Source organism: Furfurilactobacillus rossiae DSM 15814, from assembly GCF_000428925.1.
Classification (GTDB): domain Bacteria; phylum Bacillota; class Bacilli; order Lactobacillales; family Lactobacillaceae; genus Furfurilactobacillus; species Furfurilactobacillus rossiae.
Genome location: NZ_AUAW01000015.1, coordinates 13,858 through 40,264, shown reverse-complemented (window position 1 = coordinate 40,264; position 26,407 = coordinate 13,858). Strand labels below are relative to the sequence as shown.

Below are 26,407 nucleotides of genomic sequence, written 5' to 3'. Positions count from 1 at the left end.
TCTATTGCCTTAACGTTCATAAAACACGAAACCACCGGCATTACCCTTAATTTTAACCAATAATAGGTCTGTTTGCACAAATATTCGCCGATTTCGCGACCATTTATTAGTAAATTGATGAACACCATCAGAAACGTGATAAACTAGTGATATTACATGAAGGAGGCTGACCCCATGAAACAAGGAACCACCATCATGACACTCGACAACGGGTATCACTTATGGACTAACACTCAAGGCACGGGCGACATTCACTTACTATGTCTGCACGGTGGCCCTGGTGGCACACACGAATACTGGGAAAACTTTGCTGAAGAACTTGGCAAACAAGGCTTGAACGTGACCGTTCACATGTACGATCAACTGGGTTCATTTTACTCAGACCAACCCGATTACTCAGACAAGGCAACTGCTGACAAGTACCTCACTTATGAATACTTCTTGGATGAAGTTGAAGAAGTTCGCCAAAAGCTTGGCATCGACAACTTCTACCTTATCGGTCAAAGTTGGGGCGGCTTGTTAGTTCAAGAATACGCTGCTAAATACGGCGACCATTTGAAAGGCGCGATTGTTTCATCAATGGTCGATGAAATTGATGAATACGTCACCCACATTAACAAGGTTCGTGAAGAGGCATTACCTGCCGAAGAAGTTAAGTTTATGCAGTCTTGCGAAGCTAAAAATGACTATGACAACGACCGTTACCAAGCTGATGTTGATGTCTTAAACCGTGGCTATGTTGACCGCAAACAGCCACCGGCAATCGCTCATTTAATTTCAACGATGGCAACACCCGTTTACAACGCTTTCCAAGGTGACAACGAATTCGTTATTACCGGTAAGTTGAAGGACTGGCACTTCCGTGATCACCTTAAGGACATCAAGGTTCCAACGCTATTAACGTTTGGTGAGCACGAAACTATGCCATTAGACACAGCGCGGACCATGCAAAAGCTGATCCCTCACGCTCGTCTTGAAACAACACCAGATGGTGGTCACCACCACATGATCGATAACGCGCCCGTTTACTTCGATCACTTGGCCAAGTTCATCAAAGATGTTGAAAGCGGCAACTTTAACGACTAATTTTTAAATTCACTAGTCACAAATAAGCAGGCGGCAAATCCCTTATATCAGGGACTTGTCGCCTGTTTGCTTGTCTAGATGATAGACCGTTGCCATTGACTCACGCTTGCGGTTGTCCAAATTGAATTCCACCGTGGGACCAGTTCACGCCTCCTAAAGTTCGGAGTCGTTCACTTCGCCGTGAAGCCGAAAACCACGTCTTCACGACCGTCCCGTGCTGTAAATTGGGCTTAAAAACGCCCAATTAACACCACCTTCACGGCTTGCATTCAATTTTGACGCCCTCCAGCTTACATTAGTTTTAAATATTGAACACTCAGTTTAACAATCTAGCCGATTACACTAATCAACAAGGTGACAGTTAAGTGAAGGCGACCAGCAACAGAGTTCCGTGTCAACACAACTTAATGGCATGGTTTTCGCCATTTAGTTGTGTGGGACGAGCTTTGAGACCTTTGGGCTCAAAGTCGATGTTGAAGACCGCGATTTTCAGCGGGCTGAAACGTTCCCCACGGAACGGCGTTGTTGGGTGCCGCAACGGAATATACCACACATGTTTTAGGCAGCTGATTGTACGCAAACTTTTAAAGGTGTTTTAACCACTGGTTGAATGATCGCCACAATTACTAATGAAGACAGGGCTTGTTTTCGAATTTGTTCAGCGTCATTTGTTGTGTACACGTTTCCTCAATGAAATGACGATCATGATCAATCAAAACCATCGTGGGGCGCACCTGCTGAATCAAGGTTTGCAACTGTTCGCGAGCGTCAATATCCAAATAGTTAGTCGGCTCATCCCAAACCAATATTTCGTGTGGCTCACTCAAGCTCACTGCCAACGCGGCTTTCTTCATTTCGCCCATGCTCCATTCGCTGGTCGGCGCCTTTAATCTTGGGCGTGAAACACCTAACTGATGCATTAAATTCCAAACGGTCGTTTCATCATGATGGTCACGCCATCGGTCAAACGAACCGTCCATGATAAAATCAGTAAACTGCTGGGACAGGTAACCGATGTCTTGAGGCAAATCATTCATCAAATAGCCGTCGTAGGCCAACTTTTCCTGCCCGCGAAGCAAGTTCAGAAAACTAGTTTTACCCACGCCGTTGGGGCCGAGGATTGCTAAGCGGTCGCCCCTGTGAAAATCCAACGAAACGGGTTGAAATAGCGGTCCGTTTTGCCGTTTAACGCTGAAGTCCCTCAAACTGAACAACAACTGTCCGCCTGCAGTTTGTTGAACATTGGTTCGCAATCTATCCACCTGATCGACATCGTTCATTAAGCCTTTCCGTTGTTCAATCGCGGCATCTGTTCGGTGTTCAAACACCTTCGCGCGAGACATCAATTTCTTAGCCATTCGTCGACTAGAAGCGTCATTTGACTCACGTTCACGCTTTTCAGCCCACTCGCGCTGAATATTGGCACGGCTCGACAATTGCTTGATACGATGCTGCAAATGCTCGTTCTGCGTGGTCGCCGCATTGTCACGGCGCTCTTTATCAACCTGCCAGTTTTCGACATTGCCCGCTACTAAATCCACAGAGCTCCGATTTAACGACATAACGTGGTCCACGAACAGATTCAAAAAACTCTCATCATGACTGACGCAAATGAAACCCTGTTTTTGTCTCAGATAAGTGCCGACGACCTGACGACCTTCAATATCCAAGTGATTCGTTGGTTCATCAATTAACGGAAAGTCGTTTTCGTTAACGAATCCGCGCGCTAGCAAGACCCGCGTTTGTTCGCCACCGCTAAGTGTGTCAAACAGACGTTGTTCATAGCTTTCATCTAGTCCAATCCGATCCAACTCCAAACTGGCTTGCCACTCTTCGGCACCAGTTGATGTCATGATTGCCATGACTGTTTGCGATCGATTAATCGCTGCATCGGGAAAATAATTGAACGTCACCGGACTTTTAATCAATCCATGACCGGACAACTGACCTCGCAATAAATTCATGAAGGTCGTTTTGCCACGACCATTACGGCCAATCAAACCTAATCGCCAAGTTGTATCGAGATTGAGCGATAACTTATCAAATACCGGTGCATCAGCGCCAGGATAACGAAACGTTAATTGGTCAATTTGAATGGTACTCATTCGACCACCTGCTTTTTTATCTATTTAGTTTTGTTTTAGATAGTGAGGTTACTCGAACACTCACTATCTTCGAAGGATTAACGAATGGATATTACCAAACGCGCTTCCACGAAATAACGTTATTCATTATTAAAATACCAATATTATCACCGCGCTTATATTCTCATTACTTTTTAATTTACCATACATCCCGTGCAGAGTGGTAACATTAAACGAGTTATTCAAATGCTGTAGGAGGTATTATATGCTTGCCATTACGATTGCCATCGCTATTGGAATCGCTTTGCCGATGGAAACCGCCATTAATTCACGTTTACAAGGGACACTCAAATCACCCTACTTTGCTTCATTGATGTCATTTTTCATGGGAACTGTCCTTTTAACTGCACTTTTACTTGCGACTGGACGCAGTTTATTAATTCCCGGAACTTTCTTTACTAGCCATCCTTGGTGGATCTGGCTTGGTGGTGTGCTCGCCGTTGTCTACCTCACTGGGAACATTTTGTTGTTTCCTAAACTAGGTGGTATTCAAACTGTTTTAATGCCCATTTTAGGGGAAATCCTAATGGGTCTGCTAATTGATAACTTTGGTTGGTTTGCCAGTGCTCAACATTCAATCACCTGGTTGCGTGCTTTCGGCGCAATCCTAATGATTGTCGGTATCGTTTTTGCGGTCGTCCTACCAGAACGCGCTCGTAAAAATACGTTCCAAGGTTCTGCGGAAGCTACTGAAACTCATCACGTTCCCCACCGTGGTTTTTGGCAATTGTTGGGTATCGTGTTTGGTGCGTTTGCCGCGGGACAAACTGCAATTAACGGTCACTTAGGACATTTACTGAAATCACCTATTCAAGGTGCCTACGTCAGCTTTTTGGTCGGTACCTTCATTTTATTAATTGTGGTGCTGATTCAAAACCACGGTTTGCGGTTCCCAGTCGGTGCCATCTCACACAGTCCATGGTGGATCTGGTTTGGCGGCTTCATTGGTGCCTTGTTTGTGCTTGGTAATGTTTATCTAGTGCCCATCATCGGAACTGGCTTAACCGTTGTGATCGTGCTTTTTGGTCAGATTATCGGAGGCCTCATTGTCGATCAGTTCGGCTGGTTCGGTGCCAAACGAAATCCTATCGTTCCCCTTAAGATCATTGGCCTGCTGATCATGATTGTTGGTGTATTGTTGATCAAACTGTTCTAAACATAACTTGTAGCGAATAAATCTTTTTTCAAAAATCGTTGACAATGTTCGACTAAGATATCATAATAAATACATTAAAATTTGATGAATAAAACACGCGTTGAAAAGAAAAGTAACCTGCGAAAAGATCGTTAAGCGAGCGCCGATTGGTGAAAGGGCGTCGATCAACCACAAGTGAACATCATCTTTGAGCGTTGACTACGACAACAGTAGTCAATGGGTGCTCCCATTACAGAGCTAGAGTATCTGGCGGCAGGCCACGTACTCGAAGAGGCAGGCTCTCGTGAGAGGTCTGTGAACAAAGGTGGTAACACGTGCAAACGTCCTTAGCTGAAGTAATTCGGCTAAGGACGTTTTTTTATCAAAAAAATAGTTTCTCGATGACGTAAATGAAAAGAGGCAATTATATGGAATTACAGGAACACAAATTAACCAAACGTGAATATGCGTTAGTCAGTTCAATGCTGTTCGCACTCTTCTTTGGTGCCGGCAACCTTATCTTTCCGTTGCACCTGGGTCAATTATCTGGCGCCCACTGGCTCAGTGCAGCATTAGGCTTTCTGGTAACTGCGGTATTGCTGCCCTTACTTTCTGTGCTGGCAATTAGTATCACCCGTGCCGGCGGTGTTTACGACGTAGGCCGCCCACTCGGCGTTTGGTTTGCCCTCACCTTTATGGTTCTGATTCACGGTACTATCGGACCGCTGTTTGGTACTCCCCGGACAGCGACCGTTTCATACACTGTCGGTGTCGCTCCGTTAGTGCCTGCACATTTTCAAACCTTAGGACTCGTCATTTTCTCCGCCGTGTTCTTCGGTTTAGCCTACTTCTTTTCTGTTGAACAAAGTAAAATCGTCGCCAATATCGGTAAATTGCTAAACCCAATTTTTCTAATTTTGCTAGCACTGGTCTTCTTCCTCGCCTTTTTGAAACCACTTGGCAATCCTGTCCATCAGGCCGTTACAACAGCCTACCAGCATGATGCCTTTTTCAACGGTTTCCTTCAGGGATATAACACGATGGACGCCTTGGCAGGGCTGGCCTTCGGGGTTACCGTCGTCACTGCAATTCGCTCCCTTGGCAAACGGAATCCTAACGCCATCGCATTAGTTACGGCCCGTGCTGGTTTCTTCTCAATGGGTTTCGAAGCCATCATTTACTTATTACTAATCGTGATTGGTGCCATGTCACTGGGCCAATTTAAACTAGCCGCTAATGGTGGGGTCACGTTTGATCAGCTGGTCAACCACTATCTCGGTGTCGCCGGCCAAGCTATTTTAGCCGTTCTGATCACGGTTACTTGTCTCACGACCGCCATCGGCTTAGTTGCTGCGTTTGCCCAAGATTTCCACAAACATTTCCCAAGCATCAGCTACCGCGTTTGGTTACGGTTCACGACCATCGCATCCTTCTTAACGGCTAACATCGGCCTTAACCTAATCATTTCATGGTCCACGCCAATGTTGATGTTCTTATACCCGCTTGCGATGGTACTGATTCTGTTATCCATCACTTCACCCCTATTCAAACGTGATTCCGTCGTGTACGCTTTCGTCGTGCTGTTCACTTGTGTTCCCGCTGTTTTCGACATGATTGCCGCCTTTCCGCCAGTCGTTAGCCAAAGTGCGTTTGGTAAAACCATGACCAGTTTCCAAATGAGCTACCTCCCATTCGCCAAGTACGGTATGGACTGGGTTGTACCCGCTTTGGTTGGTGCGGTGATCGGCTTGACTTGGCATTTCGTAAAACTTGCTCGAGAACACACCACGGCCTCGTTGTCAGATAACTAAAGATTACTAGCCAGTCATCTAATTAAAAACGTGATTTGCACATTGATAACCGAGTTGCTATCCTAAATCAAAATAAACAAGCAGGCGATAAATCCCAATATAACGGGATTTGTCGCCTGCTTTTTCTCATAAACATGTAAGAAAAACAATGAACTAGTTTTGGTATTCTTAAAAGCGTGGTCGACTCGATTCATCGAGAATCTGGATGAAAGGGGGATGCAACCATGCTTCAATTATTTTTAGCACCACTGATTGTGGGCATGCTTTTAAAGATGTTTGACCACTGGTTGGATGATCGCCACAATCGGCCGTAGTTGACCATAATTCAACCTAAAGTGTCCCGTCTAATTACATATTATTCGAAAAAAGACCCCTTACTAGTCACACCTAGTAAGGGGTCGGATGCCTCCATGCTTCGCTTCGACAATAATATACCACATAGTTGCTACATCGACAAACGATAAGCAGACCATATCTCATCAATTTTTATCAGTCACATCTCATCCAGTTATCAGTGCAACTATACTGGAAAAAACGCCTTCATTTAATGGACGGCATCCAACCGTTCGTCCAACATTCTAGCCAATCTTTGCAACTGTTTATAACTGACCTGAAAGAAATCTGGGTTTCCAGACGCCAGTGCAGTAATCGTATACGGCGGCAAATTCAACATTTTATTCAAATCAGCCGGCGTTAATCGCAAAGACAGCATATCATGGGTAATCTGTCTTTGAATCATTCTCATCGCCATGGAAGTACCCAAACTGCCTCCGAAGATATTTAATAGCCGCACCATTTTAATCCGAGCGAAAAGGCCATCTAATTTCATGACATTCACCTGATTATACTTTTTGCCGCCATTATACACGCAAACAACAAGAGTCGGTGCCATCATCAACTCCTAATCACCGGGTAACGACAACTTTTCCCATCATGTGACCTGATTCTACTAACGTATGAGCCTGACGTAATGTCGCTGCATCAAATGGTGATAACTGTTTGGTCAACGTGCTTTTCAACGTCCCATCATCAAACATCTTTGCGGCCCGTTCTAAAATATCATGTTGCGTTTGCATATCTGCGGTGTGGAAAAATGATTTTGTGTACATCCACTCCCATGCAAAGTGGCCCCGTTTTTGAGTCAGGCGTTTGAGATCCACTGGCCGATGATTTTCAGTAATTGAGGCAATCCAGCCGCTTGGTTCAATCAGCTCAGCCATTTCATTCCAATGAGCGTCCAGATTATTCAGTTCCAAAATATAATCTACGTAGTGATATCCCAAATTACGCACTTGCTTAACCAGATCTTCACGGTGATTAACTGTTTCATCCGCGCCGTGAGCTAGCGTCCAGTCAATTGTTTCTGGCCTCGAAGCTGTCGCAATCACGTGCAAACCAGCCCAATGTGCGAGTTGGGTCGCAATGGACCCAACCCCACCGGCACCATTGATAATCAATAAATTGCGCTTCGCATTGTTTTCTTTGTCATCCGGGTCAATTGGCAATTGTTCAAACAGTGCTTCCCACGCAGCCAGCGTCGTTAACGGCATTGCCGCTGCTTCTGCATCACTTAAATGCTGCGGTGCGTGACCAACAATGCGTTCGTCCACGATCTGGTAATCACTATCGCTACCCGCCCGTTTAAACGAACCTGCGTAATAAACCCGGTCACCGACATTAAACAACTGTACCTGTCCACCTACGGCAACGACCTCGCCAACTGCATCCCAGCCAATTACACGGGGCTGACTCAAGTGGCCACGACCGCCACGACGCACGCCAATGTCTACTGGATTAACCGAGACTGCGCTAACATGAACTAATAAATCGTGACCCTTGGCAACAGGAACTGCTTCTGTAAAGTCTTGTAAGCTGTGCTCATCTGTAATTGGCAAATGATCAGTAAAACCGATCGCATTCATTGTTTTAGCCATTTTGATAACTCCCTCTCCCTATGACAACTGCTCTAACAACAACTCCATTCTAATATCGACAAAAAACGCTACAATCGTGAAATTTTAATCACCTAGTTACAAATTTTTCACTAGTAACCGCAGTTGACGATGATTTGTTGTTAATTTTAACGTGACTGCTGTATTCTGACACTAATACATACTTTAGTGATAGGAATTTAGCGACTTGGAGGTAGTTATGATACGTCACACTTACGATTGTCAGGATGGCTGTCCAGTTGAAAGCACGCTACAGATTATTTCGGGTAAATGGAAAAGCGTTATTTTATTTCACCTTATCAAAAACGGCACCGAACGCTTTGGGGACCTGCAGCGTCAAATGAAAGACTGCTCTCATCGAATGCTGGCACTGCAATTAAAAGAACTTGAAAACGATGGCGTATTGGTTAAAACCATCTATCCTGTCATGCCACCCAAGACCGAATATCGGCTAACTTCATTCGGTGAAACCCTTGTTCCTGTGATCATCGCCATGGAAAAATGGGGTCGCTACTATAACGCCACCCATCGTGAGGAAGAGTCGTCACAGGCTTAGGTTTAGTTTATAGAAATCACGTAAAAATGCCGCTAACTAAAGTGGCATTTTTGCATATCATCACCTTAACGGGATTTGAGCAAACACATCATTCATCTTTGTTGGCGTAAAATTAAGTATTTTATAATCTGCAATACCTTGCCTAAAGAATGGATCCTCATGGTAAATGTTTTCTAAATCTTTCAAATCGGCTACATTAGCTAAAATGACGCCACCATTGTGTGGATCTTTTCGTCCTGAAAAAATAAAATTCCCCAGTTTATAATTACGATCCAAATACTGATTATGTAAAGGTAAAGCTGCTTCAACAACACTTATTGGCTTCTTATAAGTCAATTCCATAAAAAACATGACCATCATCTCCTGTTATACTTTTAATAATTCAAACAATGATTTTCACATAACATGTTATGTGAGCTTAATAAGTATTGTCCAGAGGTAGGTTAATGTCAATGGAAAAAACAAACAAGCGCGAAAAACAAAAAGCCGCTACGAAGATTGCATTGTTCAAGGCAGCTACGGCTTTAATTAAGAAAAATGGTTTCGATAAAGTTTCAGTTCGCGATATTGCGAATGCAGCTGACGTCACAACAGGGGCATTCTATGTCCATTTCCGATCTAAGGAAGACATCGTATCACAGGTCTTTTATGAGAATCTAAACGACTATATCATGCATAGCATTAGTAGCCTCGACCAGGAACACCTTGATCCTGCAGATCATTTAATCGCAATCTTAATTGCGGAATTTAAATTTGCTAATACTATTGGCGTCGAGTTAACGACACTAGCCTACATCACTAATTTCACGGCCAACATGACTATTCCAGGCAGCCATTTTGAAAAAAGACGGTTTGTTACATCAATTCAACAGGATATTGAGCAATTAGAAGGACAGAAAAGATTGTTAATCCAACCGGCAAATGAAGTGCTGTTTGATCTATCTTCAATGATTCGTGGCATTATGGCCACATGGTGTTTTGCAAACGGTGATTTTGATATCGTCGACCATGGCACAATAACTATCAATCGTCTAATTAAAACGCTAATTCGAAAATAACACCTGATTTTTAGTCATTTCTCCTAGATTACGGTGAACATTACAAAAATAAGGCAAGACACTAACTCTCACAGTGTCTTGCCTTATTTTATAGTTGATAGTTAAAAGCACTAAAATATCCGGGAACACAATTATTCAATGGATCTTGCGACTACATCAGATGCAGGGCGTCAACAGTGATACCGAGCCGGGAAAGTAACGTTAATTCGGTGGTTCTCCGAATTTAAGTTACGGACGGTCGAAAAACCTCGCGGGCTTCACGAGGCTTTTCGGCGAGGTGAAAGACTCCGAACTTTGGAGGCTCGAACCGGTCCCACGGTGAGCGTGTCACTGTTGACAACCGGAAGCTTTAGCCAACGATTATTCATACTGAAACCTCCCAAAAATTTGTTTACTGGGCAGCCTCACTTGCGTCAGCTTCGTATTCCTGAATAACGTTAAGGAATGCATCCCCGTACTTATCCAGTTTATTCTGACCGACACCCTTAATTGACAACATATCCAACGTGCTTTGCGGTAATTCTTCACAAAAGGCTTGCAATGTTTTGTCTGAAAAGATGACATATGGTGGCACATGCTGTTGTTCGGCAAAATTCAAACGTAGTTGACGTAACGATTCGAACAAACCGTCGTCCACTGACACCGTTCGTTTGGCCTTCACTGCTCCACGACGAAGGACTTTTGCCTTCCCCTTCAAGACACTGCCACCCATTTCACTCACATGTAGCGTTGGATACTCACCACCAACTTGTTGCAGATAGCCGCTGCTGGTCAGGAAGTCAATTAAATCTGTAACTTCCTTCTGTGACCGCCCTTTCATCAATCCATAAGTCGACAATTGGTCAAAGTGTTCATCACGAATTCGTTTGACATGCGAACCAGTCAATACTTGCGCAATCAGTGACTTGCCATAACGTTGCCGCATTCGCAAAACACAGGATAAGACCTTTTGGGCGTCGACTGTCACGTTGATCTGATCCCGTTCATCCAAACAATTACCACAGTGACCACACGCCGGTGAAGATTCACCAAAATACTTCAAAATAAATTGTTGCAAACAGCCCTCGGTATTCGCATACTTGGACATTTCCTGTAGTTTCAAATATTCGCGTGTCTTAAATGCTGGTTCCATCTCCGACTGATCGATGAAAAAGTGCTGAATCTGTAAATCTGACGGTTGGTACATCAAAATTGCTTCGCTGGGCAGGCCATCACGACCTGCACGGCCAGCTTCTTGGTAATAGGCTTCAAGATTGCCAGGAACTTGATAATGAATGACGAAACGCACATTACTTTTATCAATCCCCATCCCAAATGCGTTTGTCGCAACCATTACCTGAACGCGATCGTACAAAAAGTCTTCCTGATTCTTATTTCGCACATCTTCGCTGAGACCGGCGTGATACATTTCAGCCTTAATGCCCTTTTTCTGCAATAATCCCGTTAAGCGTTCAACTTCTTTACGGGTGCTGGCATAAATGATTCCAGCCGCGTTGGCGTTTACCTTAAGGTACTCTAATAAAAAAGCTTCTTTATTCTGGTTTTTAACGACCTGAAAAGACAAATTGTCCCGCGCAAATCCAGTACTGACCTCATTAGCAGGATCAATATTGAGTCGTTGCATAATATCACTAGCAACCTTGCTCGTCGCCGTCGCAGTCAATGCCACTACTACCGGATGAGATGGAAATTGGTGCACCGTCTTCATCAAGTTCAGATAACTAGGCCGAAAATCGTGCCCCCACTGCGAAATACAATGAGCCTCGTCAATCGCCAGTTGAGAGATGTTTAAGTCACTCAGCTCGCTCAAAAAACGTTCATCATCCAACCGTTCGGGCGCCAAATAAATCAGTTTGACCTGATCCATTGCGGCCTGTTGCAAACGATGTTCAATCTCTTGGTAATCCAATGTACTGTTGATAAATGTGGCGGCAATCCCATTTTCAGATAATGCGTCAACCTGATCTTTCATCAGTGAAATCAAGGGCGACACCACCACCGTCAAACCTGGCAGCATTAAGGCCGGAATCTGATAACACAAAGACTTTCCGCCACCCGTTGGCATAACAGCAAGGACGTTTTCGTGATTCATAATTTTATTAATGATTTCATCTTGGCCTGGACGAAAACTATCATAGCCAAATTTGTCCTTTAGTACTTTAAGTGCTGTTTCAGTCATGTGCTCCTCATTTCTTAGTGACTGGGTAACCTGCTGCCTGCCAAGCAAGGGTGCCGCCGTTGACGTTAACACCAGTAATGCCATGTTGTTTCATTTGTTCAATGGCTAGTGATGACCGCCGTCCCGAGCGGCAAATCACCGTGTACGTTGATGTATTCGATAGGTTTGATAACCACTGTTCAATCGTACTTAATGGCAGGTTCGTTGTTTGTTCAACGTGGCCTTCCGCATATTCATCAGGTTCTCGAACATCGATTAAGTGTTCAACATTCGGTAACATTTCGTGCAACGTTTGAACCGTTATTTCAATCATATTTATCCTCTTGTAATGGCAATTTTAACCATTAGTGCGTTATCAATTATACAGGCTTAGTCGCAAACTACAATAACATACGCGTTTTACCGCTGGAAGTAACGTCGCGGATACTAAAAAAGGTGACAATCCACAATCGGATTCTCACCTCTCTTAATAAGCTATTACAGATTATCCCCTGGTTCAAACGTAACCGTTGACAACTCCAATGCCTCTTTAACCAAATGATCCATTAACGTCTTTGTTCGTTTGGTAATTTCAGCAGCAGTGACGTCGTTTTGTTTCGTAAGGTAGCTTGTTGTGTCACTTTGCGATGACGCCTCGGCATCCGCCGCAATCACGCGCGAACGAGCGTAAGCCTGGCAAGCGTCACGGTACTCGTTAACCTCAACAATAAAGTCGTGGTAGTGTGGTTCAACTAAAACACCGAGCGATTTGTATAACCAGTACGCGTTATCCAACGAAACGGCCTCAGTGGTGTTCTTGTAGTTGGCCGGCGTGTCATTGATGTTCGTAAAGAATGGCACGTATGGACTGTACGCAAAGAAGCCCATCGCCATCCATTCTACAGCAGCATGCGCGGCGTCGACGTTTGGCCGAATCTGTAAGATGTGTGAAATCTGGTTACGATCCAATGCGATTGAACGGAATGTTTTCTTTTGAGCAGGTGTGCCATCGCCAAACGGATCAAACGGTGTTTCCTGATAGTGAGACGTGAGGAAATACTCAACGTCTTCCACCGCTAGTTTGCGGTTAGCATGTTGAATAAACGGAATCTGTTGACTGGTGGGTTCTTGTTCCAAATCCGGTGTAAATAATTTTTCACCATACCAAGCACGCGGTGTATTGTAATGTGCGTCACTTTCAGTGTGGGTTCCAAAAATCTCACGGAAATTAAACGTGTCTGGTGTTGGGTTCAACTGATTATCGGCCACAAACTCCTGTAAGTCTTTAGCCCACATAAAGTTGTCAGTGTCATTGAAATCAATTGTTTGAATGTTGATTTGGTTTGGTGCAACGGCATAAGCATCGTCTGGCAAACGAACGGCTGCCCAGTGATGACCACCAGCCGTTTCCATGTACCACACTTCATCCTTATCAGAAAAAGCGATCCCGTTACTTTCACCAGTCCCGTAATCTTCGATGAAATCGCCGAGACGTTGAACCCCTTCACGCGCAGAATTGATGTATGGCAACACTAATGTCACCATCGCTTCTTCATCAACACCATCGTGAACCAAAGGATCGAAACCAAGCACCCGTGGGTTAGTAAACGTTGTTTCAGTGGCACTCATCGCAACGTTTTTTTCGTTAATTCCGGCCTCTTCATACAAACCTTCATCTGTTGGCACACTGGGCTCAGCCGTATACCGTAATGCGTCAGCTGGCAAGTCAATTTTAACCCCAGTAGTAACGGATGTGTACGTGTCCGGTTGACCGTGACGAGCCGCATGAACGATGAACTTCTTGGGTCCGATGGCACCATAGCCGTCTTCGTTCCGTGCAATGATTGTCGAGCCGTCCATGGTTGCTTTCTTACCAACTAAAATGGCCGTGCATGAAGAATGATTCGTTTTCATCAAAAAGCCTTCTTTATTTATATTGTAATTCCAGTGTATAAGTCTGATGGATAAATTCCTAGTCCTTGGCGGCAATTAAAAGTGTTGTGTGTACATTCGAGTTTCGATGATTTCACCACATAATGGTTGTAATTGTTCCCGCTCACTAACTTGCGCTTCAAACGTCATGTCCTCAACATAAACAGTTTTGTTAAGCTGCTTCGATAATGCTAATGGCAGCTCTCTGCCACCAATTTTGCACCGTAAATACGTTGCATTAGTATCCAGTTTGAACCCGTTGTGTTGATAAAAACGGTTAGCCGGCACATCCTCTTGCGTCCACAGTTCGCAGTAATGAATATCTTGATCCAGCAGTCGTTTGCGCATTGCTTGCCATAAGTCCTTGGCAACACCTTGTTGACGATATTCTGGCAAAACCGCCAAATTCCAAATCATTGCCCCGGATTCTTGTTTGTCCGTCATGCTCTGACTGTTTAATTCCGCATCAATCAGGCCGATAATTTTGTCCTTTTCCATGGCTACTAATTCAACACTTGGTCGCGCAAACGTTTGCCGGTGCTGTTGGACGTCTTGGAAATAACTGGAATCCATGAAGGATAAGACACGGCATTGAAGCCACGACTGCTCGTCTGTAGAATGGTAATCGCGAATTTGCATGAGAAAATCCTTTTTAAATCGTATTTTGGAACTGAAAACTAGATGACCAAGCGGATTTTGAACCTTGTGGTTGGCCGTCCGTTGTTGCAGTTTAGTCTGCTTGGTTTTGTTGTTTACTTTTATATAGTCGAAACGCGTTCACACCCCCACGCGCCTGTGCATAACCAAAATGAGGCACAGCACAAGCAAAGTTCGCTTGCACAGTACCTCACTTCCGTTATTGCTCGGCTCGCAACCCGGGGGTGTTCACGCTCTTACCAAATATGCACTCTCTTGTCTGGTGCCAACCACATGCCGTCGCCTTCCTTGACATCGAAAGCGGTGTAGAAGTCATCCAGGTTCTGTGCCTGAACATTGGCACGCAACTTATGTGGTGCGTGGACGTCGATGCTCAACAACATTTGTTCATATTCTTGGCTGGCCTTCATGCACCAAACCTTAGCCCAGTTGGTGAAGAATTCCTTGCCAGAGAAACTGTCATCTTCCTTAGCCGCTTCCAACGCACAGCTCAGGCCACCTTGGTCCGCAACGTTTTCAGAAACAACCAATTTACCGTTAACCTTTTGACCTGCAAAATCAAGACCGTTAAATTCGTCGATCATCGCTTGCGTCAAGCCTTGGAAGTGCTTCAAATCGGCTTCGGTCCACCAATTGTGCATGTTCCCGTACTCGTCGAATTGAGCACCATTATTGTCAAAGGCATGTGAAATTTCATGTGCCATAACAGCACCGATCCCACCAAAGTTTTCCGAACTCGTTTGCTTCAAGCTGTAGAATGGCGCTTGCAGGATGGCGGCTGGGAACACGATGATGTTGTTCGATGGGTCGTAATAGGCGTTAACCATTGCTGGATCCATGTAGTTCCACATAGTCCGGTCAACTGGCTTATCGATGTCATCAAAGTTAGCCTGAGCCGCAATCTTTGCAAAGTTCAATGCATTGCTGAATAAGGAGCCACCGTCTGCTTCAGTCTTAACCACAAACTGTGCAAACACTGGATCGATTTTATCAGGAAAACCAACGTTTGGAATCAACGTATTCAGCTTCAAAATAGCTTTGTCGCGCGTATCTTTGCTCAACCAGTCGTTGTTAGCCAAACGGTTTTTATAGACGTCAATCATCCGGTGAACCATGTCCATGACATCATTCTTCGCCTTAGTACCGAAATACTTACGAGCGTAATAATCACCAACGACCATGTTGAATTGACTGTAGGCTAAGCGGTAAGCACCCTTTTGTTTGTCAGGCGCTTCCTTAGTTCCCGTCAGCGCGCGGTTGTATTCACCGGCAATTACCCGAGCATCGTTGGTTAAGTAGCCAGCCCAGTTGCGGACCACCTTAACTAAGTACCAGCTCTTTACTTCATCAAAATTATCAGCTGTTACAAGACTGTCAAACGCTTCATAGAACTTAGGATCAGCAACGATAACGCGGTTAACCCGGTTATCAAGTGCTTCATCCACGTAAGCCTTTAGGTCCAGCACAGAACTGTGTTTGCCAAACTCTGATAAGTCTTGTGGGTTATACAGCTTTGGATAATCAGCCTTTTCTTCACTACTCTTTTCGTGTTGAGCAAACTTCGCATCCAAAGCAACGGCTTGATCCAACGTTGTTTTGATCTCGTCATCACTAAAACCGGTTGCCTTGAACAGTTTTGTCATCATTCCACGGAACGCTGCCATCAATTTAGGCGCAGCTTCATTGCCCTCCGCATAATAGGTTGTATCTGGCAGGATCAAACTTGGTGCGTCAACGTTTACAACACGATGTTTGGTATCCTTCATGTCAGGTTCAACGTCGATTGGAATTAAGGCGCCACTTCCCTGCTTAATGAAAGTCACTAACTGCTTTTGTAAGTCTTCAAAACTAGTTAAATCCTGAACCTGTTTTACCAGTGGCTTTAATGGCTCGAAACCATCCTTGTCACGGGCTGCATAATCACTGGCTTGATGATAGAAAGCGATGAAGTTAGCCAGTAAAACGTTGTTTGGTTCAACTTTGCCATCCAACATGTCGCCAAAGTCATTCATCAATGTCTTTTCAATGTTTTCAACTAAGTCCGCAAAACCACCAGTAGTGGGTTTGTCAGCTGGAATTTTGGCCGTCTTTAGCCAGTCACCATTAACGCCTAAATACAAATCATCTTTAACATCTGCAGTACCCTCGTCTGAGCTTGTGGCACCGCCGACTAATGCTGCAATGTGATTATTAACTGTCATATATACTGCCTCGTTTTCAAGTCTATTTTTATTATCGTTCAAACACCAATACTATCTCACCGTTGCCAACGTAAAATCAACAACGACGGCCTACCAAATGTGAACTCGTTTTTCGGGTGCTAACCACATCCCGTCACCCTCGTGAACATCAAACGTGGTGTAGAAATCGTCGATATTTTGAGCCTGAACGTTGGCACGTAGTTTGGATGGTGCGTGAACGTCAGTAGCCATAACCCAGTGTAAAAATTCCGTACTAGACTTTTCTCGCCAAATTTTTGCCCAATTTTCAAAGAAATCTTTTGCAGAAAAATCAGTATCTGTCTTTGCTGCTTCTAACGCACAATTTAGTCCACCACCATCTGCAACATTTTCTGTCACAGTCAACCTACCGTTAACTTTTTGCCCAACAAATTCAATACCATCAAATTCCTCAACCATTGAATCCGTTAGCTTTTTAAAATGTTCTAAATCTACTCTTGTCCACCAATTTTTCATATTTCCATGTTCATCAAATTGAGAGCCATTATTGTCAAATGCATGGGAAATTTCATGGGCCATCACAGCACCAATACCGCCAAAGTTTTCAGATTCAGTCTGCTTTAAACTATAAAAAGGCGCTTGTAAGATTGCTGCAGGAAAGACAATGATGTTGGCCGTCGGTTCGTAGTATGCGTTGACAGTTGCTGGATCTATATCTGCCCACATTGTTCGATCTACAGGCTGATTAATTTGGTCAAAATTATTTTGTAATTCAATTTCACGAAAACGCAACCTGTTACCAACTAAAGTTCCGCCTTCTGAGGCAGGCGTAACAACATATTTACTATAAACTGGATCAATTTTGTCAGGAAAGCCGACATTTGGAACCAATGTCTTAAGTTTTAAAATGGCCTTTTGACGTGTTTCTTCACTTAGCCAATCGCTATGTGATAAACGTTCTTTATAAATATCAACCATTCGTTGAACCATATGCATAACATCGTGTTTTGCTTTTGTACCAAAATATTTGCGAGCATAATAATCGCCGACAACCATGTCAAATTGATTTTTTGCTGTCTCAAAGGCATATCTTTCAAGAGGCGTTGCCTCTTCCATGCCCATTAGCGCGCATCCATATTCACTGCCGATGGTCCGAATGTCCTCAGAAAGGTAACCGCTCCACTTATGTAGAATCTGCACAAGCAGCCAGCTTTTAATTTCTCCTAAACTATCAGTCGTAATAATGTCATTAAGCCCATTATAATATTTAGGATCATCAACAATGACCCGCGTCACACGGCCGCTTAAGGCTAAATCAACATAAGCTTTCAAATCAAGAACTGAACTATGTCGACCGAATTCTGTCAGTGTTTCTGGATTGTATTGTTTGACTACATCTGACATTTCTTCACTGCTCTTTTTATGTTGTGCCAGCTTAGCATCAAACGAAAAAGCTTGATCTAAAATTTGCTGAGTTTTTGATTCCGCAAAACCAGCTTCTGTGAACAGCTTCGTCATCATACCTCTGTATAACTGCAAAAGCTGAGATCCCTGCTCGTTGCTGGCTTCATAATACGTCGTATCAGGTAAAATAAGACGGGGGGCGCCTACCGTTAAAACATGGTGTTTTGCATCCTTCATGTCTGGGTCAACACTAAGTGGAAACAAACTACCAACATTTTGTTTGAGAAAAGGCAACAACTTGTCTTGGAGTTCCTTAAAATCAGAAACAGACTGTACCTCATCAATTAAACTCTTAATTGGCGAAAAGCCTGCTTTGTCACGGGATTTGACGTCATTAAGCAGTCGATAATACTCGATAAAATTAGCTAGCAAGACATTATTGGGTTCTACCTTTCCAGCTAACATTTCTTCAAAATCTGTTATTAGCGTTGTTTCGATGCCGACTTCTAGATCCGTAAAACCGCCGATAGTTGGCAAATCCGCTGGTATTTTTGCTGTCTTCAGCCATTCCCCGTTAACACTTAGGTATAGATCGTCTTTAACTGATGCAGTACCTTCAGTTGCACTGCTGGCCCCACCAACTAAAGACGCGGTCAAATTATGTTTTAAACTCATAAAACATCTCCAATTCTTTCTCTAACATTAGAAAATGGTTAAAACTCTCATTTAGTATAGCAATTCTCTCACCTAAACAAAAGGGATTCAGGAAACTCAGCTGTAAATGTTTGTAATCTTTGTTTATTGTCGCTACACTGCTGTTATTGAAATTATTTCAGTTACAGTTTAAGGAGGATTCTTATGAGTTCTGTATTTCTAGTTGGTGCACATGGTCATATTGGGCAACAAATCGTTGCCGATTTGGCGGAGAAGGGTATCGCAGTCTTTGCTGGCATTCGTAACCTTGCACAGGCTGACGTATTCCCAGACAGTCCGTTTGTCCACCCAACTGAGTTTGACCTCAACGCACTACCAGATAAAATGGCTGAGCAGTTCAAGGCCACTGGCGCGGACACCATCGTCTTCTCCGCAGGGTCAGGTGGCAAGACTGGTGACGATCAAACCTTAATTGTTGACCTAGACGGTGCCGTTAAAACCATGGAAGGTGCTGAACAGGCTGGCATCAAACGTTATATCATGGTCAGCTCCATCTTCAGCAATCACCGTGAAGCGTGGGACGCAAGTGGCATCAAGCCTTACATGATTGCCAAACGTTACGCGGACGAAATGCTGAAACAAACTAGTCTCGACTACACCATCATTCGCCCTGGATATTTAACTAATGACGCCGGTACTGGTGAAATCACCATTAACCCAGCTGACGAAAAAGGCGTTAAGATTCCGCGCGCCGACGTCGCCGCAACCATTACTGAGTTGATCGATGCACCTGATACAATTCGCCAATCCTACACGATTGGCTCCGGTGACACACCGATTGACCAAGCATTCTAAAAACATTCACATGAGATAACAAAACGACGCGTTGACCCCTTATTAGAGTTGGCGCGTCGTTTTGTGGCTACTGCACCATACGTTCAAGCAAGATATTTTTTAACCGCTTGACGTCGACTGTTGGCAACATCTTGATAGCCTAATTCTTCGAACATCGAAATTCGGTGTTCGATTTTTTGTTTATTTTGACCGATATCTGTTCCCGCACGAATGGCGATTAATTCCAGGAAGATTTCTGCATCAATCTGAAACGACAGACTGTGCGCGGCTTTTCCGTAAAACAAGGACTGGGTCGCATACTGCTTCGATAACCGGTCATCCCCATGATCAAGCGCAATTTCCATTAGATTGTGAAAGAACAGCGCCACTTTAATCTTAAAATCGTGGAAGTGAACACGGCGTCCCTTCGTTACAAACTGATGGGCCAACATTTTGGCAACGTCATATTGGGCCAGAAAAATTGAGTTTGCCAGCAACCGAATTTCGTATTCGTGCCAATTTTGACATCCTAGTAAGTAATCAAAAATTGGTTGATAATCGTTTAAATTCACTGTCTGTGGGTGCAGTTCGAAGTTAACCAGCCCCAGCATATTTAATCGCTTCATACGTAAACGCAGATCGGACTTAGCCACATCATCTGTAAACACCTCGGTGAGGTAACGTTCCAACTCAGGCAACTTCTGCTCCGTTGATAAATGATTCGTATGCTGAATATAAGCTCGTCCCGGTTCGTCAGAAATGGCGCCAATCTCGGTTTGAAACTCTGTCAACGTGATATTTAAGCGCCGAAGTAGGCGCAACATTGTGTCATATGCTGGGTAATAATCACCATGTTCCAATTCAGATAGATGAGAACGTGACATAATACCTGCTGCCACTTCTCTTTGGGTCAGATTTTTATCGATACGTAACTGGCGAAGCACTTCACCGACTGTCATTGCGTAGCCTCCTTCATCCCTAACTAACACTTCAGATTATACGCAATGTCGAAATCAGAGACAAAAAATCTTCAATTTCTTCCCGCCGGCTACACTGAGAATTATTAATTCAAGGAGGCGAACGGAAATCATGAAGGCTTTAATTCAAACGGAAACAAGCACTCAGACGCATCATTTTAGTTGGCCGTTGTTAAGCAGTGCCATCATTTCTAAGCTCGGCAGTATTCTTTATACATTTGCGCTAAATTGGTATCTAATCAAGCTCACCGGCAACGCGAGTGCCCTCGGCACAATCAACGCTGTCGCTGGAGTAGCAATGGTGGCAGGAAACCTTTTTTCCGGTCCTGTCGTCGATCAACACAATCGCCAGCGTTTATTGATCTGCTCAGACTTGCTCTCGGCGGTGGCCTGCATCACGGTTGCCCTGTTTATCAATACTCAACGACCACAAATTGTCCTTCTCACTGTCATGTCGGGCATTTTGGCCTTCGTTTTCGCATTTAATTCGCCATCCGTTAAGGCCATCACCCCAGAAATTATTGATAAAGATCACCTACCGCGGTTTAACGCGACCACAAACAGTACGTCTTACTTAATTAAACTCGTTGGGCCAGCCTTAGGCGGTCTGCTAATCGGTTTTAGTTTCATGAACCTCCGCGCCTTTATGTGGCTAAATGGTTGGTCATTTGTGTTCGCGGCAGTACTGGATGCAACATTGAGATACCGGTTTGCCCCAAATCACGAAAAACAAAATTTCATTAACAGTTTGATCACCGGTTTCACCTACCTTAGGCAAACGCCGGCATTGCTGGATATCATAATTATCTGTGCATGGGTCAACTTCTTCTATGCCGGCCTAGATATTCTCCTGCCTTACCTGATTCACCATGTCTATCAACTACCTGCGATCAATTACAGCTGGCTTTTATTTGCCCAGGCGGCCGGTGGTATTTTATGCGGTTTGTGGGTCGGTAAACGAAATCGTGAAGCTAACTTGCGGCAAATGTTTGCCGACCTCGTTGGTGGCAGTGCGATTCTCGGACTTGCTGGATTTTGGACCAATTATTGGTTCCTGTTAGTGATCACATTTGTCTGTGAATTCATCATGGCCCGGTTCAACATCAATTTTTTTGCTTTTGTTCAAACGCATACTAACCGTGAATTTCTTGGTCGTGTTTTCAGCGCTGTCTTTTTAACCGTTTCATGTTTAGCACCACTTGGGAGTTTTCTCTTCGGTCAGATTATTAATCAAATCGGTAATTTCACTTTTTTACTTATCAGTTTAGGCACGATTGTTACGGCACTCATAACGCACTTATTTTTTAGAGAGAAGGAAACAAAATGAATGAAAATTATATACAAGGTTTACGTCAAATCATCGGCCATCAGCCACTTATCCTAGTCTTTGCTGGTGGCATCCTCAGAAATACTGACGGGCCCATCTTATTGCAGCAACGATCAGACTCACAGTTGTGGGGTTTCCCCGGCGGCATGCTTCAGTACGGCGAGTCGACTCGCCACGCTGTCATTCGGGAAATTCAAGAAGAAACGGGGCTCCTAACTAAAGTAACGCGACTGTTAGGCACCACTTCCGATTTCATTGCTCACTATCCCAATGGTGACGTTGCGCAAACAGTTGGCATCATTTTCGAAATGCAGCTAGTATCCGGTCAGCTTAATGCAGACAACGATGAGACCAGCTCATTACGTTGGTTTTCGCTAAAAGATCATCCCCAATTGTTCAACAATCAAGCTAAAATGATTTGGAAACATCTTCAACAATCCGACATTCCGTTTTATGATTAACCTGATTGGTCGACCCATTAAATTTTCCACATTAATTGAACGAAACAGGAGTGTTCGACATGGCAAATTATATTAAAGAGATTCGCTCGCTTACCGGTCATCGCCCATTAATTTTGAATTCTTCAACTGGGTGTTTACTAAACGATCAACAACAAATTTTACTCCAAGAACGCGCAGATACTGGTGGCTGGTGTCTACCAGGCGGTTACTTGGAATTCGGCGAGTCATACAAGGAAGCAATGGTGCGTGAATTTAAAGAAGACACTGGGCTATCGGTTACAGTGAACCAAACACTCGGTGTCTTCGATAAATATTTCTATACCTACCCTAACGGCGATGAAACGCAAATCATTTCTACTTTGTTTGTTGTTAAAGAGGCTGGTGGTCGCCTGTTGGATCAGGTAACCAACGAAACTACCGCGGTGCGCTTCTTCGATTTGGATAGCGCACCAGCATTGTTTTTCAAGCAAAGTCAGGATATGCTCGACTGCCTAAAACAGTGGGTTGCCAAACAATAATTAGCCTTTGTTAGCTTTAAGTACATCGAAATCAGCATTCAGTAAGGTTCGCAACGCTTGCTCCCCATCAGCACCCAACAATTCAATATACTGATCATTCAAAGTCGACCACATTTGCTTCAAGTCCGTTTGCAAATTCAGGCCGGCTTTCTGCTAGCCGCAATAATCATATCAATGACGGCACTCAAAGGCGTCGTAACAGGATCAATCGTTTTAGCAGCCACTCGTTGTGCATATGTCGTAATCGTGACAAAACCCATGGTCAAAATAACATCAGGATCCATCTCACGCAGTTCGCCGCCTTCAACACCCTGCTTTAGCTCTTTGAAGATCTGGTTAAAGTTTAGTTCGGCGTCTTCCTTTGATAGATCTAACGTTGCGAGCACAGGCGACGCATTAAATTGTTGAATAAGCGCCATGTCATCAGGATCTTCGATAGCAAACTGATAAAGTGCCCGCGCAAACAGCGTTAGGTTTTCAATAGCACTGCCCTTTGGTGAATAATGCGTCATTAAATAATCACCAATGAGCTGTTTACGACTTAAAAAGGTTTGCTTGACGATATCTGCCTTGTCCTTAAAGTAGATATAAATATTAGATTGCGAAATACCTGCCGCTTTCGCTACTTTGGTTAGGGTCACGCCGCTAATACCCTCTGAAATAATCATTTTTGTTGTCACGTCAAGGATATGTTGCCGACGATTTTCATCTTTTTCTCTCATGTTGCCACTATAAAAGAATTTAGATTCCTGGTCAAGATAAAAAGTCTTTTTAAACAAATGATTGACAAAGAATAAAAATTCTTTTATATTAAAACACGTTCAATTGAATCCAGTTACTCATTTATTTTTTTGCTCAATAAAAGAATTTATATTCCTTAAAGGAGATTATTAACATGACTAAACCCGTTGCGATCATTACTGGTGCATCCTCAGGCATGGGTGAATCGGCGGCCAAACAATTCTTTGACGCTGGTTATACTGTTTACGCCGGCGCCCGCCGCATTGAAAAAATGGCGCACTTGTCCAAATTAGGTATCCACACCCTTCGTTTGGACGTCACTGATCCCCAATCTAACCAGGCCTTTGTCGATCAGGTACTAAAAGACGCTGGCCGGATTGACATCCTAATTAATAACGCTGGCTATGGCTCTTTTGGCGCGCTGGAAGACGTCTCCCCCGAAGAAGCCAAGCAACAATTCGATGTGAATGTTTTTGGGGCCATGAACCTAACCCAACTGGTATTGCCAACGATGCGGGCTCAACATTCTGGCCGGATCATCAACAACTCTTCCATCGTTGGTCAAATTTACGCACCACTTGGCGGCTGGTACTTTGCCTCCAAACACGCGTTTGAGGCGCTCAGCGATTCACTTCGTTTAGAAGTCAAACAGTTCGGCATCGAAGTTGTCATCACTGAACCCGGCGGTACCAATACTAACTGGCTAAAAATTTCCGCAGATCACCTCATTGCGGCTACACCAGCCAACTCAGCGTACCGTAAGATGGTCGATGCCTTTACCAGCGCCACCCCGACCGGATTAGAAACGGCGGATCAAATCGGCGCTTTAATGCTCAAAGTTGCTCAAACCAAACATCCTAAAACGCGTTATCAAGCCACAATGCGCGATAAGTGGATGGTTATTGCCGCTCGCAAACTTTCTTACCGAATGTTTGACCGCATGGTAAGTGGCGGTCTATAAAACAGGCCTAAAAATGTTGATATTAGAGGATTTATAACTTAATCAAAGCACCATGAAGCCTAACAAAAACAGCACGGAAACCTCATCAAAATTGAACCATAAAAAAGAGCAGTCGTCCCATCTTTGGTAAGGTGACGATTGCTCATTTGTTGTTTCCACCACCGCTTTTGCGGATTGGCAGGGGATGTCATTGCCATGATGCTCTCTTAACATTGCAGTTATATCATGTCCGCTAAAAGTTTAGACCCCAAGGCCCATTTACAGTGAAACGGGACGGCCACATATCGTGACTGCCCCGTTTTTTACTCGCTTTATATTTTATAATTTATAAGTCCAAATTATCATGATTTTTCCTCCGCAACCGCAATGTACGCGTCGAATGAATTTAATACCGATTCTCCATCGTAAATGTGACCAAGTTTGCATCAGCCGCATTACGAAAACCAACTGCGGTATAAAACCCAACAGTCTTCGGCTCGTTTTCAGTCAACAAATGAACCTGACCGATATTCTTCAGTCGCTTCATCGCTGTCATCATCAACTGTCGGCCGATCCCCTGTCGTTGGTATTCGGGCAGTATCAAAATGTCTTGAATAAAGGCAATCGACACCTCATCAGTCACATAGCGCAGCAACCCCACGAGCTTTTCGCCATCGAACGCCGCAAGGTTGACTGAATGCGCAATCGCAGTCATCAATGCTTGCGGGTTTTGCGTATAAGCAATCCATCCGTTCGCATTGTATAGCGTTAAGACATCCTGTTTGTCCATCGTCGAAACGGTTTTAATATTAATCATTTAATTGTCCTCCACTTTGCTTAACATCTCAGCAAAGTGTAGTCTTACGTTTGTCACACCCCATAGATGGTGACCTCCGGATTTCTTTTTGATTTCATTATCGGGCAATCATTTTATGCATGTCCACTAATTTAATGAATTAGGAAGCGCTACGAGTGTCGCTAATCCCAAACGTAGCGCCGTTTGTCGAGCCGAACGGCCCCAATCACGTTTATCATAGGCATCTGTATGCGCTAGTGAATCAGCCGTAAAGAAAAACTGACCAAAATCGACACCGCGAAATTGGGCACAAGCGGCCAACGCAGCACATTCCATTTCCACCGTTTGGTAACCTGCGGCGCAGTATTGATCAACCAACTTTTCAGTTTCGCGGAAATAACCGTCTGTCGTCCACGTATTTACACGGGCAATCGTCTCATGACGCTGAGTGATAGTTGTCTCAATTGCCTGCTGCATTACCGGATTCAATGTTACCGTCGTTTCTGCCGGCAGATAATGGTAGGAAGTACCTTCATCGCGCAACGCATTCATTGGCAACAAGAAGGCGCCCTCAGCGTGATCGGTCAGCACACCACAGCTGCCCATACTGATAATTTGTTTAACACCGTGCCCAATCAAATAATCCAAAATCTGCGTCGCAGCGGGAGCTCCAAGTGGCGCCTGCATCACTGTCAACAGTTGACCCTCAACCTCAATGCGTAAAATCGGAAATTCTCTGGTAATACAGCTAAACGTCCCCACCTCAACCGGATGATATGGTTGTAAAAACGTTACCAAGTCTGCGGTTTCGACAAATGCAAATAGACACTTCGTTTCCGCAATGATTTCGGGGTCTTCATGCGGATCGGTGACGCCCACCTGGTTTGTATCAAAGTTAAATAATGGTAATTCTGTCATCGTCCTCATCCCCTCATCAAATTTTAATGTTAAGATTACACTTAACTTGATTATTCGTCTACCCCCGTTGCAACCTTTTGATTGCAAGTTTGCAAACGGTCAGTAAACTAAAGACAGAGTGTAGAAATTCAGCAAGCACTCGCCAATCGGAGATTTGAAGAGAGACGG

The 26,407-nt window shown here is 44.1% G+C and carries 25 protein-coding genes and 1 other annotated feature; of the genes, 11 read left to right on the top strand and 14 right to left on the bottom strand.

The genetic code is table 11. The features are described 5' to 3' along the window. Positions 1-174 precede the first annotated feature (174 nt). Positions 175-1,086 carry a proline-specific peptidase family protein gene (locus G400_RS0109740; RefSeq protein WP_017260464.1) on the top strand — a complete coding sequence of 304 codons (912 nt, stop codon included), beginning with the start codon at positions 175-177 and terminating at the stop codon, positions 1,084-1,086. A 626-nt stretch (positions 1,087-1,712) separates the two neighbouring features. On the opposite strand, the gene G400_RS0109735 is transcribed toward G400_RS0109740, so the two are convergent. Beyond that, a complete protein-coding gene (locus G400_RS0109735) occupies positions 1,713-3,191 on the bottom strand; it encodes an ATP-binding cassette domain-containing protein (RefSeq protein WP_017260463.1) in 1,479 nt (492 codons plus the stop codon). A gap of 244 nt (positions 3,192-3,435) precedes the next feature. On the opposite strand from G400_RS0109735, the gene G400_RS0109730 reads away from it, so the two are divergent. The 3 genes from G400_RS0109730 to G400_RS16330 all read left to right on the top strand — a co-directional run bounded on the left by G400_RS0109730 (position 3,436) and on the right by G400_RS16330 (position 6,490). Further along, positions 3,436-4,386 carry a DMT family transporter gene (locus G400_RS0109730; RefSeq protein WP_017260462.1) on the top strand — a complete coding sequence of 317 codons (951 nt, stop codon included), beginning with the start codon at positions 3,436-3,438 and terminating at the stop codon, positions 4,384-4,386. Between the two features lie 91 nt (positions 4,387-4,477). Then, positions 4,478-4,717 (top strand) — a binding site (T-box leader). Positions 4,718-4,793: 76 nt separating this feature from the next. After that, complete coding sequence (gene brnQ, locus G400_RS0109725; protein ID WP_017260461.1) at positions 4,794-6,176, top strand: branched-chain amino acid transport system II carrier protein; 1,383 nt, start codon at positions 4,794-4,796, stop codon at positions 6,174-6,176. Between the two features lie 224 nt (positions 6,177-6,400). Beyond that, positions 6,401-6,490, top strand: coding sequence for a type I toxin-antitoxin system Fst family toxin (locus G400_RS16330; RefSeq protein ID WP_017260460.1), 90 nt, complete (start codon positions 6,401-6,403; stop codon positions 6,488-6,490). Between the two features lie 230 nt (positions 6,491-6,720). Here the strand turns inward: G400_RS16330 and G400_RS0109715 are convergent, their stop codons facing one another. Further along, entirely contained in the window at positions 6,721-7,005 is a 285-nt protein-coding gene (locus tag G400_RS0109715) for a hypothetical protein (protein WP_152323463.1), read from the bottom strand. A gap of 76 nt (positions 7,006-7,081) precedes the next feature. Beyond that, positions 7,082-8,098 carry a zinc-binding alcohol dehydrogenase family protein gene (locus G400_RS0109710; RefSeq protein WP_026017004.1) on the bottom strand — a complete coding sequence of 339 codons (1,017 nt, stop codon included), beginning with the start codon at positions 8,096-8,098 and terminating at the stop codon, positions 7,082-7,084. Between the two features lie 229 nt (positions 8,099-8,327). Here G400_RS0109710 and G400_RS0109705 point away from each other — a divergent pair, with 229 nt between their 5' ends. Beyond that, positions 8,328-8,684, top strand: coding sequence for a winged helix-turn-helix transcriptional regulator (locus G400_RS0109705; protein ID WP_017260457.1), 357 nt, complete (start codon positions 8,328-8,330; stop codon positions 8,682-8,684). A 60-nt stretch (positions 8,685-8,744) separates the two neighbouring features. Here the strand turns inward: G400_RS0109705 and G400_RS0109700 are convergent, their stop codons facing one another. Beyond that, complete coding sequence (locus G400_RS0109700; protein WP_017260456.1) at positions 8,745-9,035, bottom strand: YciI family protein; 291 nt, start codon at positions 9,033-9,035, stop codon at positions 8,745-8,747. Between the two features lie 95 nt (positions 9,036-9,130). Between G400_RS0109700 and G400_RS0109695 the strand changes: the two genes are divergently transcribed. Then, positions 9,131-9,742 (top strand): TetR/AcrR family transcriptional regulator, encoded by a 612-nt coding sequence (locus G400_RS0109695; protein WP_017260455.1) that lies wholly within the window; start codon positions 9,131-9,133, stop codon positions 9,740-9,742. Positions 9,743-10,133: 391 nt separating this feature from the next. On the opposite strand, the gene recQ is transcribed toward G400_RS0109695, so the two are convergent. From recQ to G400_RS0109665, 6 genes are all read right to left on the bottom strand, one after another. Next, positions 10,134-11,921 carry a DNA helicase RecQ gene (gene recQ / locus G400_RS0109690; RefSeq protein WP_017260454.1) on the bottom strand — a complete coding sequence of 596 codons (1,788 nt, stop codon included), beginning with the start codon at positions 11,919-11,921 and terminating at the stop codon, positions 10,134-10,136. A gap of 7 nt (positions 11,922-11,928) precedes the next feature. Next, complete coding sequence (locus tag G400_RS0109685) at positions 11,929-12,234, bottom strand: rhodanese-like domain-containing protein (RefSeq protein ID WP_017260453.1); 306 nt, start codon at positions 12,232-12,234, stop codon at positions 11,929-11,931. Positions 12,235-12,398: 164 nt separating this feature from the next. Continuing rightward, a complete protein-coding gene (locus tag G400_RS0109680; protein ID WP_017260452.1) occupies positions 12,399-13,814 on the bottom strand; it encodes a C69 family dipeptidase in 1,416 nt (471 codons plus the stop codon). Positions 13,815-13,889: 75 nt separating this feature from the next. Then, entirely contained in the window at positions 13,890-14,471 is a 582-nt protein-coding gene (locus G400_RS14990) for a GNAT family N-acetyltransferase (RefSeq protein ID WP_017260451.1), read from the bottom strand. A gap of 254 nt (positions 14,472-14,725) precedes the next feature. Then, the gene (locus G400_RS0109670; RefSeq protein ID WP_017260450.1) at positions 14,726-16,690 is read right to left on the bottom strand and encodes a M13 family metallopeptidase; all 1,965 of its coding nucleotides are present in this window, start codon (positions 16,688-16,690) and stop codon (positions 14,726-14,728) included. Positions 16,691-16,780: 90 nt separating this feature from the next. Beyond that, positions 16,781-18,748 carry a M13 family metallopeptidase gene (locus tag G400_RS0109665; RefSeq protein ID WP_017260449.1) on the bottom strand — a complete coding sequence of 656 codons (1,968 nt, stop codon included), beginning with the start codon at positions 18,746-18,748 and terminating at the stop codon, positions 16,781-16,783. 183 nt (positions 18,749-18,931) lie between these two features. Between G400_RS0109665 and G400_RS0109660 the strand changes: the two genes are divergently transcribed. After that, entirely contained in the window at positions 18,932-19,582 is a 651-nt protein-coding gene (locus tag G400_RS0109660; RefSeq protein WP_017260448.1) for an NAD(P)-binding oxidoreductase, read from the top strand. 83 nt (positions 19,583-19,665) lie between these two features. Here the strand turns inward: G400_RS0109660 and G400_RS0109655 are convergent, their stop codons facing one another. Next, positions 19,666-20,520 carry a helix-turn-helix domain-containing protein gene (locus tag G400_RS0109655; protein ID WP_017260447.1) on the bottom strand — a complete coding sequence of 285 codons (855 nt, stop codon included), beginning with the start codon at positions 20,518-20,520 and terminating at the stop codon, positions 19,666-19,668. Between the two features lie 130 nt (positions 20,521-20,650). Here G400_RS0109655 and G400_RS0109650 point away from each other — a divergent pair, with 130 nt between their 5' ends. Genes G400_RS0109650 through G400_RS0109640 form a run of 3 tightly spaced genes read left to right on the top strand, consistent with a single transcriptional unit; the run spans position 20,651 to position 22,844 of the window. Beyond that, a complete protein-coding gene (locus tag G400_RS0109650) occupies positions 20,651-21,865 on the top strand; it encodes an MFS transporter (protein WP_017260446.1) in 1,215 nt (404 codons plus the stop codon). Next, complete coding sequence (locus tag G400_RS0109645) at positions 21,862-22,326, top strand: NUDIX hydrolase (protein WP_017260445.1); 465 nt, start codon at positions 21,862-21,864, stop codon at positions 22,324-22,326. The genes G400_RS0109650 and G400_RS0109645 overlap by 4 nt, the downstream gene beginning before the upstream one ends. Before the next feature lie 59 nt (positions 22,327-22,385). Continuing rightward, positions 22,386-22,844 carry an NUDIX hydrolase gene (locus tag G400_RS0109640; protein WP_017260444.1) on the top strand — a complete coding sequence of 153 codons (459 nt, stop codon included), beginning with the start codon at positions 22,386-22,388 and terminating at the stop codon, positions 22,842-22,844. Positions 22,845-22,981: 137 nt separating this feature from the next. Here G400_RS0109640 and G400_RS0109630 read toward each other — a convergent pair whose 3' ends face one another. Continuing rightward, positions 22,982-23,566 (bottom strand): TetR/AcrR family transcriptional regulator, encoded by a 585-nt coding sequence (locus G400_RS0109630; protein ID WP_017260442.1) that lies wholly within the window; start codon positions 23,564-23,566, stop codon positions 22,982-22,984. 173 nt (positions 23,567-23,739) lie between these two features. Between G400_RS0109630 and G400_RS0109625 the strand changes: the two genes are divergently transcribed. After that, the gene (locus G400_RS0109625) at positions 23,740-24,546 is read left to right on the top strand and encodes an oxidoreductase (RefSeq protein ID WP_017260441.1); all 807 of its coding nucleotides are present in this window, start codon (positions 23,740-23,742) and stop codon (positions 24,544-24,546) included. 385 nt (positions 24,547-24,931) lie between these two features. Here the strand turns inward: G400_RS0109625 and G400_RS0109620 are convergent, their stop codons facing one another. Together G400_RS0109620 and G400_RS0109615 are read right to left on the bottom strand one after the other, a co-directional pair. Beyond that, positions 24,932-25,342 carry a GNAT family N-acetyltransferase gene (locus tag G400_RS0109620; RefSeq protein ID WP_017260440.1) on the bottom strand — a complete coding sequence of 137 codons (411 nt, stop codon included), beginning with the start codon at positions 25,340-25,342 and terminating at the stop codon, positions 24,932-24,934. Between the two features lie 126 nt (positions 25,343-25,468). Continuing rightward, entirely contained in the window at positions 25,469-26,239 is a 771-nt protein-coding gene (locus tag G400_RS0109615; protein WP_017260439.1) for a nucleoside phosphorylase, read from the bottom strand. Between the last annotated feature and the right edge of the window lie 168 nt (positions 26,240-26,407).

Coding starts and splice junctions, on each gene's coding strand:
- G400_RS0109710 (WP_026017004.1), bottom strand. CDS start 8,098: ATGAATGCGATCGGTTTTACTGATCATTTGCCAATTACAGATGAGCAC.
- G400_RS0109630 (WP_017260442.1), bottom strand. CDS start 23,566: ATGAGAGAAAAAGATGAAAATCGTCGGCAACATATCCTTGACGTGACA.
- G400_RS0109730 (WP_017260462.1), top strand. CDS start 3,436: ATGCTTGCCATTACGATTGCCATCGCTATTGGAATCGCTTTGCCGATG.
- G400_RS0109665 (WP_017260449.1), bottom strand. CDS start 18,748: ATGAGTTTAAAACATAATTTGACCGCGTCTTTAGTTGGTGGGGCCAGC.
- G400_RS16330 (WP_017260460.1), top strand. CDS start 6,401: ATGCTTCAATTATTTTTAGCACCACTGATTGTGGGCATGCTTTTAAAG.
- G400_RS0109685 (WP_017260453.1), bottom strand. CDS start 12,234: ATGATTGAAATAACGGTTCAAACGTTGCACGAAATGTTACCGAATGTT.
- G400_RS0109705 (WP_017260457.1), top strand. CDS start 8,328: ATGATACGTCACACTTACGATTGTCAGGATGGCTGTCCAGTTGAAAGC.
- G400_RS0109625 (WP_017260441.1), top strand. CDS start 23,740: ATGACTAAACCCGTTGCGATCATTACTGGTGCATCCTCAGGCATGGGT.
- G400_RS0109735 (WP_017260463.1), bottom strand. CDS start 3,191: ATGAGTACCATTCAAATTGACCAATTAACGTTTCGTTATCCTGGCGCT.
- G400_RS0109640 (WP_017260444.1), top strand. CDS start 22,386: ATGGCAAATTATATTAAAGAGATTCGCTCGCTTACCGGTCATCGCCCA.
- G400_RS0109650 (WP_017260446.1), top strand. CDS start 20,651: ATGAAGGCTTTAATTCAAACGGAAACAAGCACTCAGACGCATCATTTT.
- G400_RS0109655 (WP_017260447.1), bottom strand. CDS start 20,520: ATGACAGTCGGTGAAGTGCTTCGCCAGTTACGTATCGATAAAAATCTG.
- G400_RS0109645 (WP_017260445.1), top strand. CDS start 21,862: ATGAATGAAAATTATATACAAGGTTTACGTCAAATCATCGGCCATCAG.
- G400_RS0109700 (WP_017260456.1), bottom strand. CDS start 9,035: ATGTTTTTTATGGAATTGACTTATAAGAAGCCAATAAGTGTTGTTGAA.
- G400_RS0109615 (WP_017260439.1), bottom strand. CDS start 26,239: ATGACAGAATTACCATTATTTAACTTTGATACAAACCAGGTGGGCGTC.
- G400_RS0109680 (WP_017260452.1), bottom strand. CDS start 13,814: ATGAAAACGAATCATTCTTCATGCACGGCCATTTTAGTTGGTAAGAAA.
- G400_RS0109715 (WP_152323463.1), bottom strand. CDS start 7,005: ATGAAATTAGATGGCCTTTTCGCTCGGATTAAAATGGTGCGGCTATTA.
- G400_RS0109620 (WP_017260440.1), bottom strand. CDS start 25,342: ATGATTAATATTAAAACCGTTTCGACGATGGACAAACAGGATGTCTTA.
- G400_RS14990 (WP_017260451.1), bottom strand. CDS start 14,471: ATGCAAATTCGCGATTACCATTCTACAGACGAGCAGTCGTGGCTTCAA.
- brnQ (WP_017260461.1), top strand. CDS start 4,794: ATGGAATTACAGGAACACAAATTAACCAAACGTGAATATGCGTTAGTC.
- G400_RS0109670 (WP_017260450.1), bottom strand. CDS start 16,690: ATGACAGTTAATAATCACATTGCAGCATTAGTCGGCGGTGCCACAAGC.
- recQ (WP_017260454.1), bottom strand. CDS start 11,921: ATGACTGAAACAGCACTTAAAGTACTAAAGGACAAATTTGGCTATGAT.
- G400_RS0109695 (WP_017260455.1), top strand. CDS start 9,131: ATGTCAATGGAAAAAACAAACAAGCGCGAAAAACAAAAAGCCGCTACG.
- G400_RS0109660 (WP_017260448.1), top strand. CDS start 18,932: ATGAGTTCTGTATTTCTAGTTGGTGCACATGGTCATATTGGGCAACAA.
- G400_RS0109740 (WP_017260464.1), top strand. CDS start 175: ATGAAACAAGGAACCACCATCATGACACTCGACAACGGGTATCACTTA.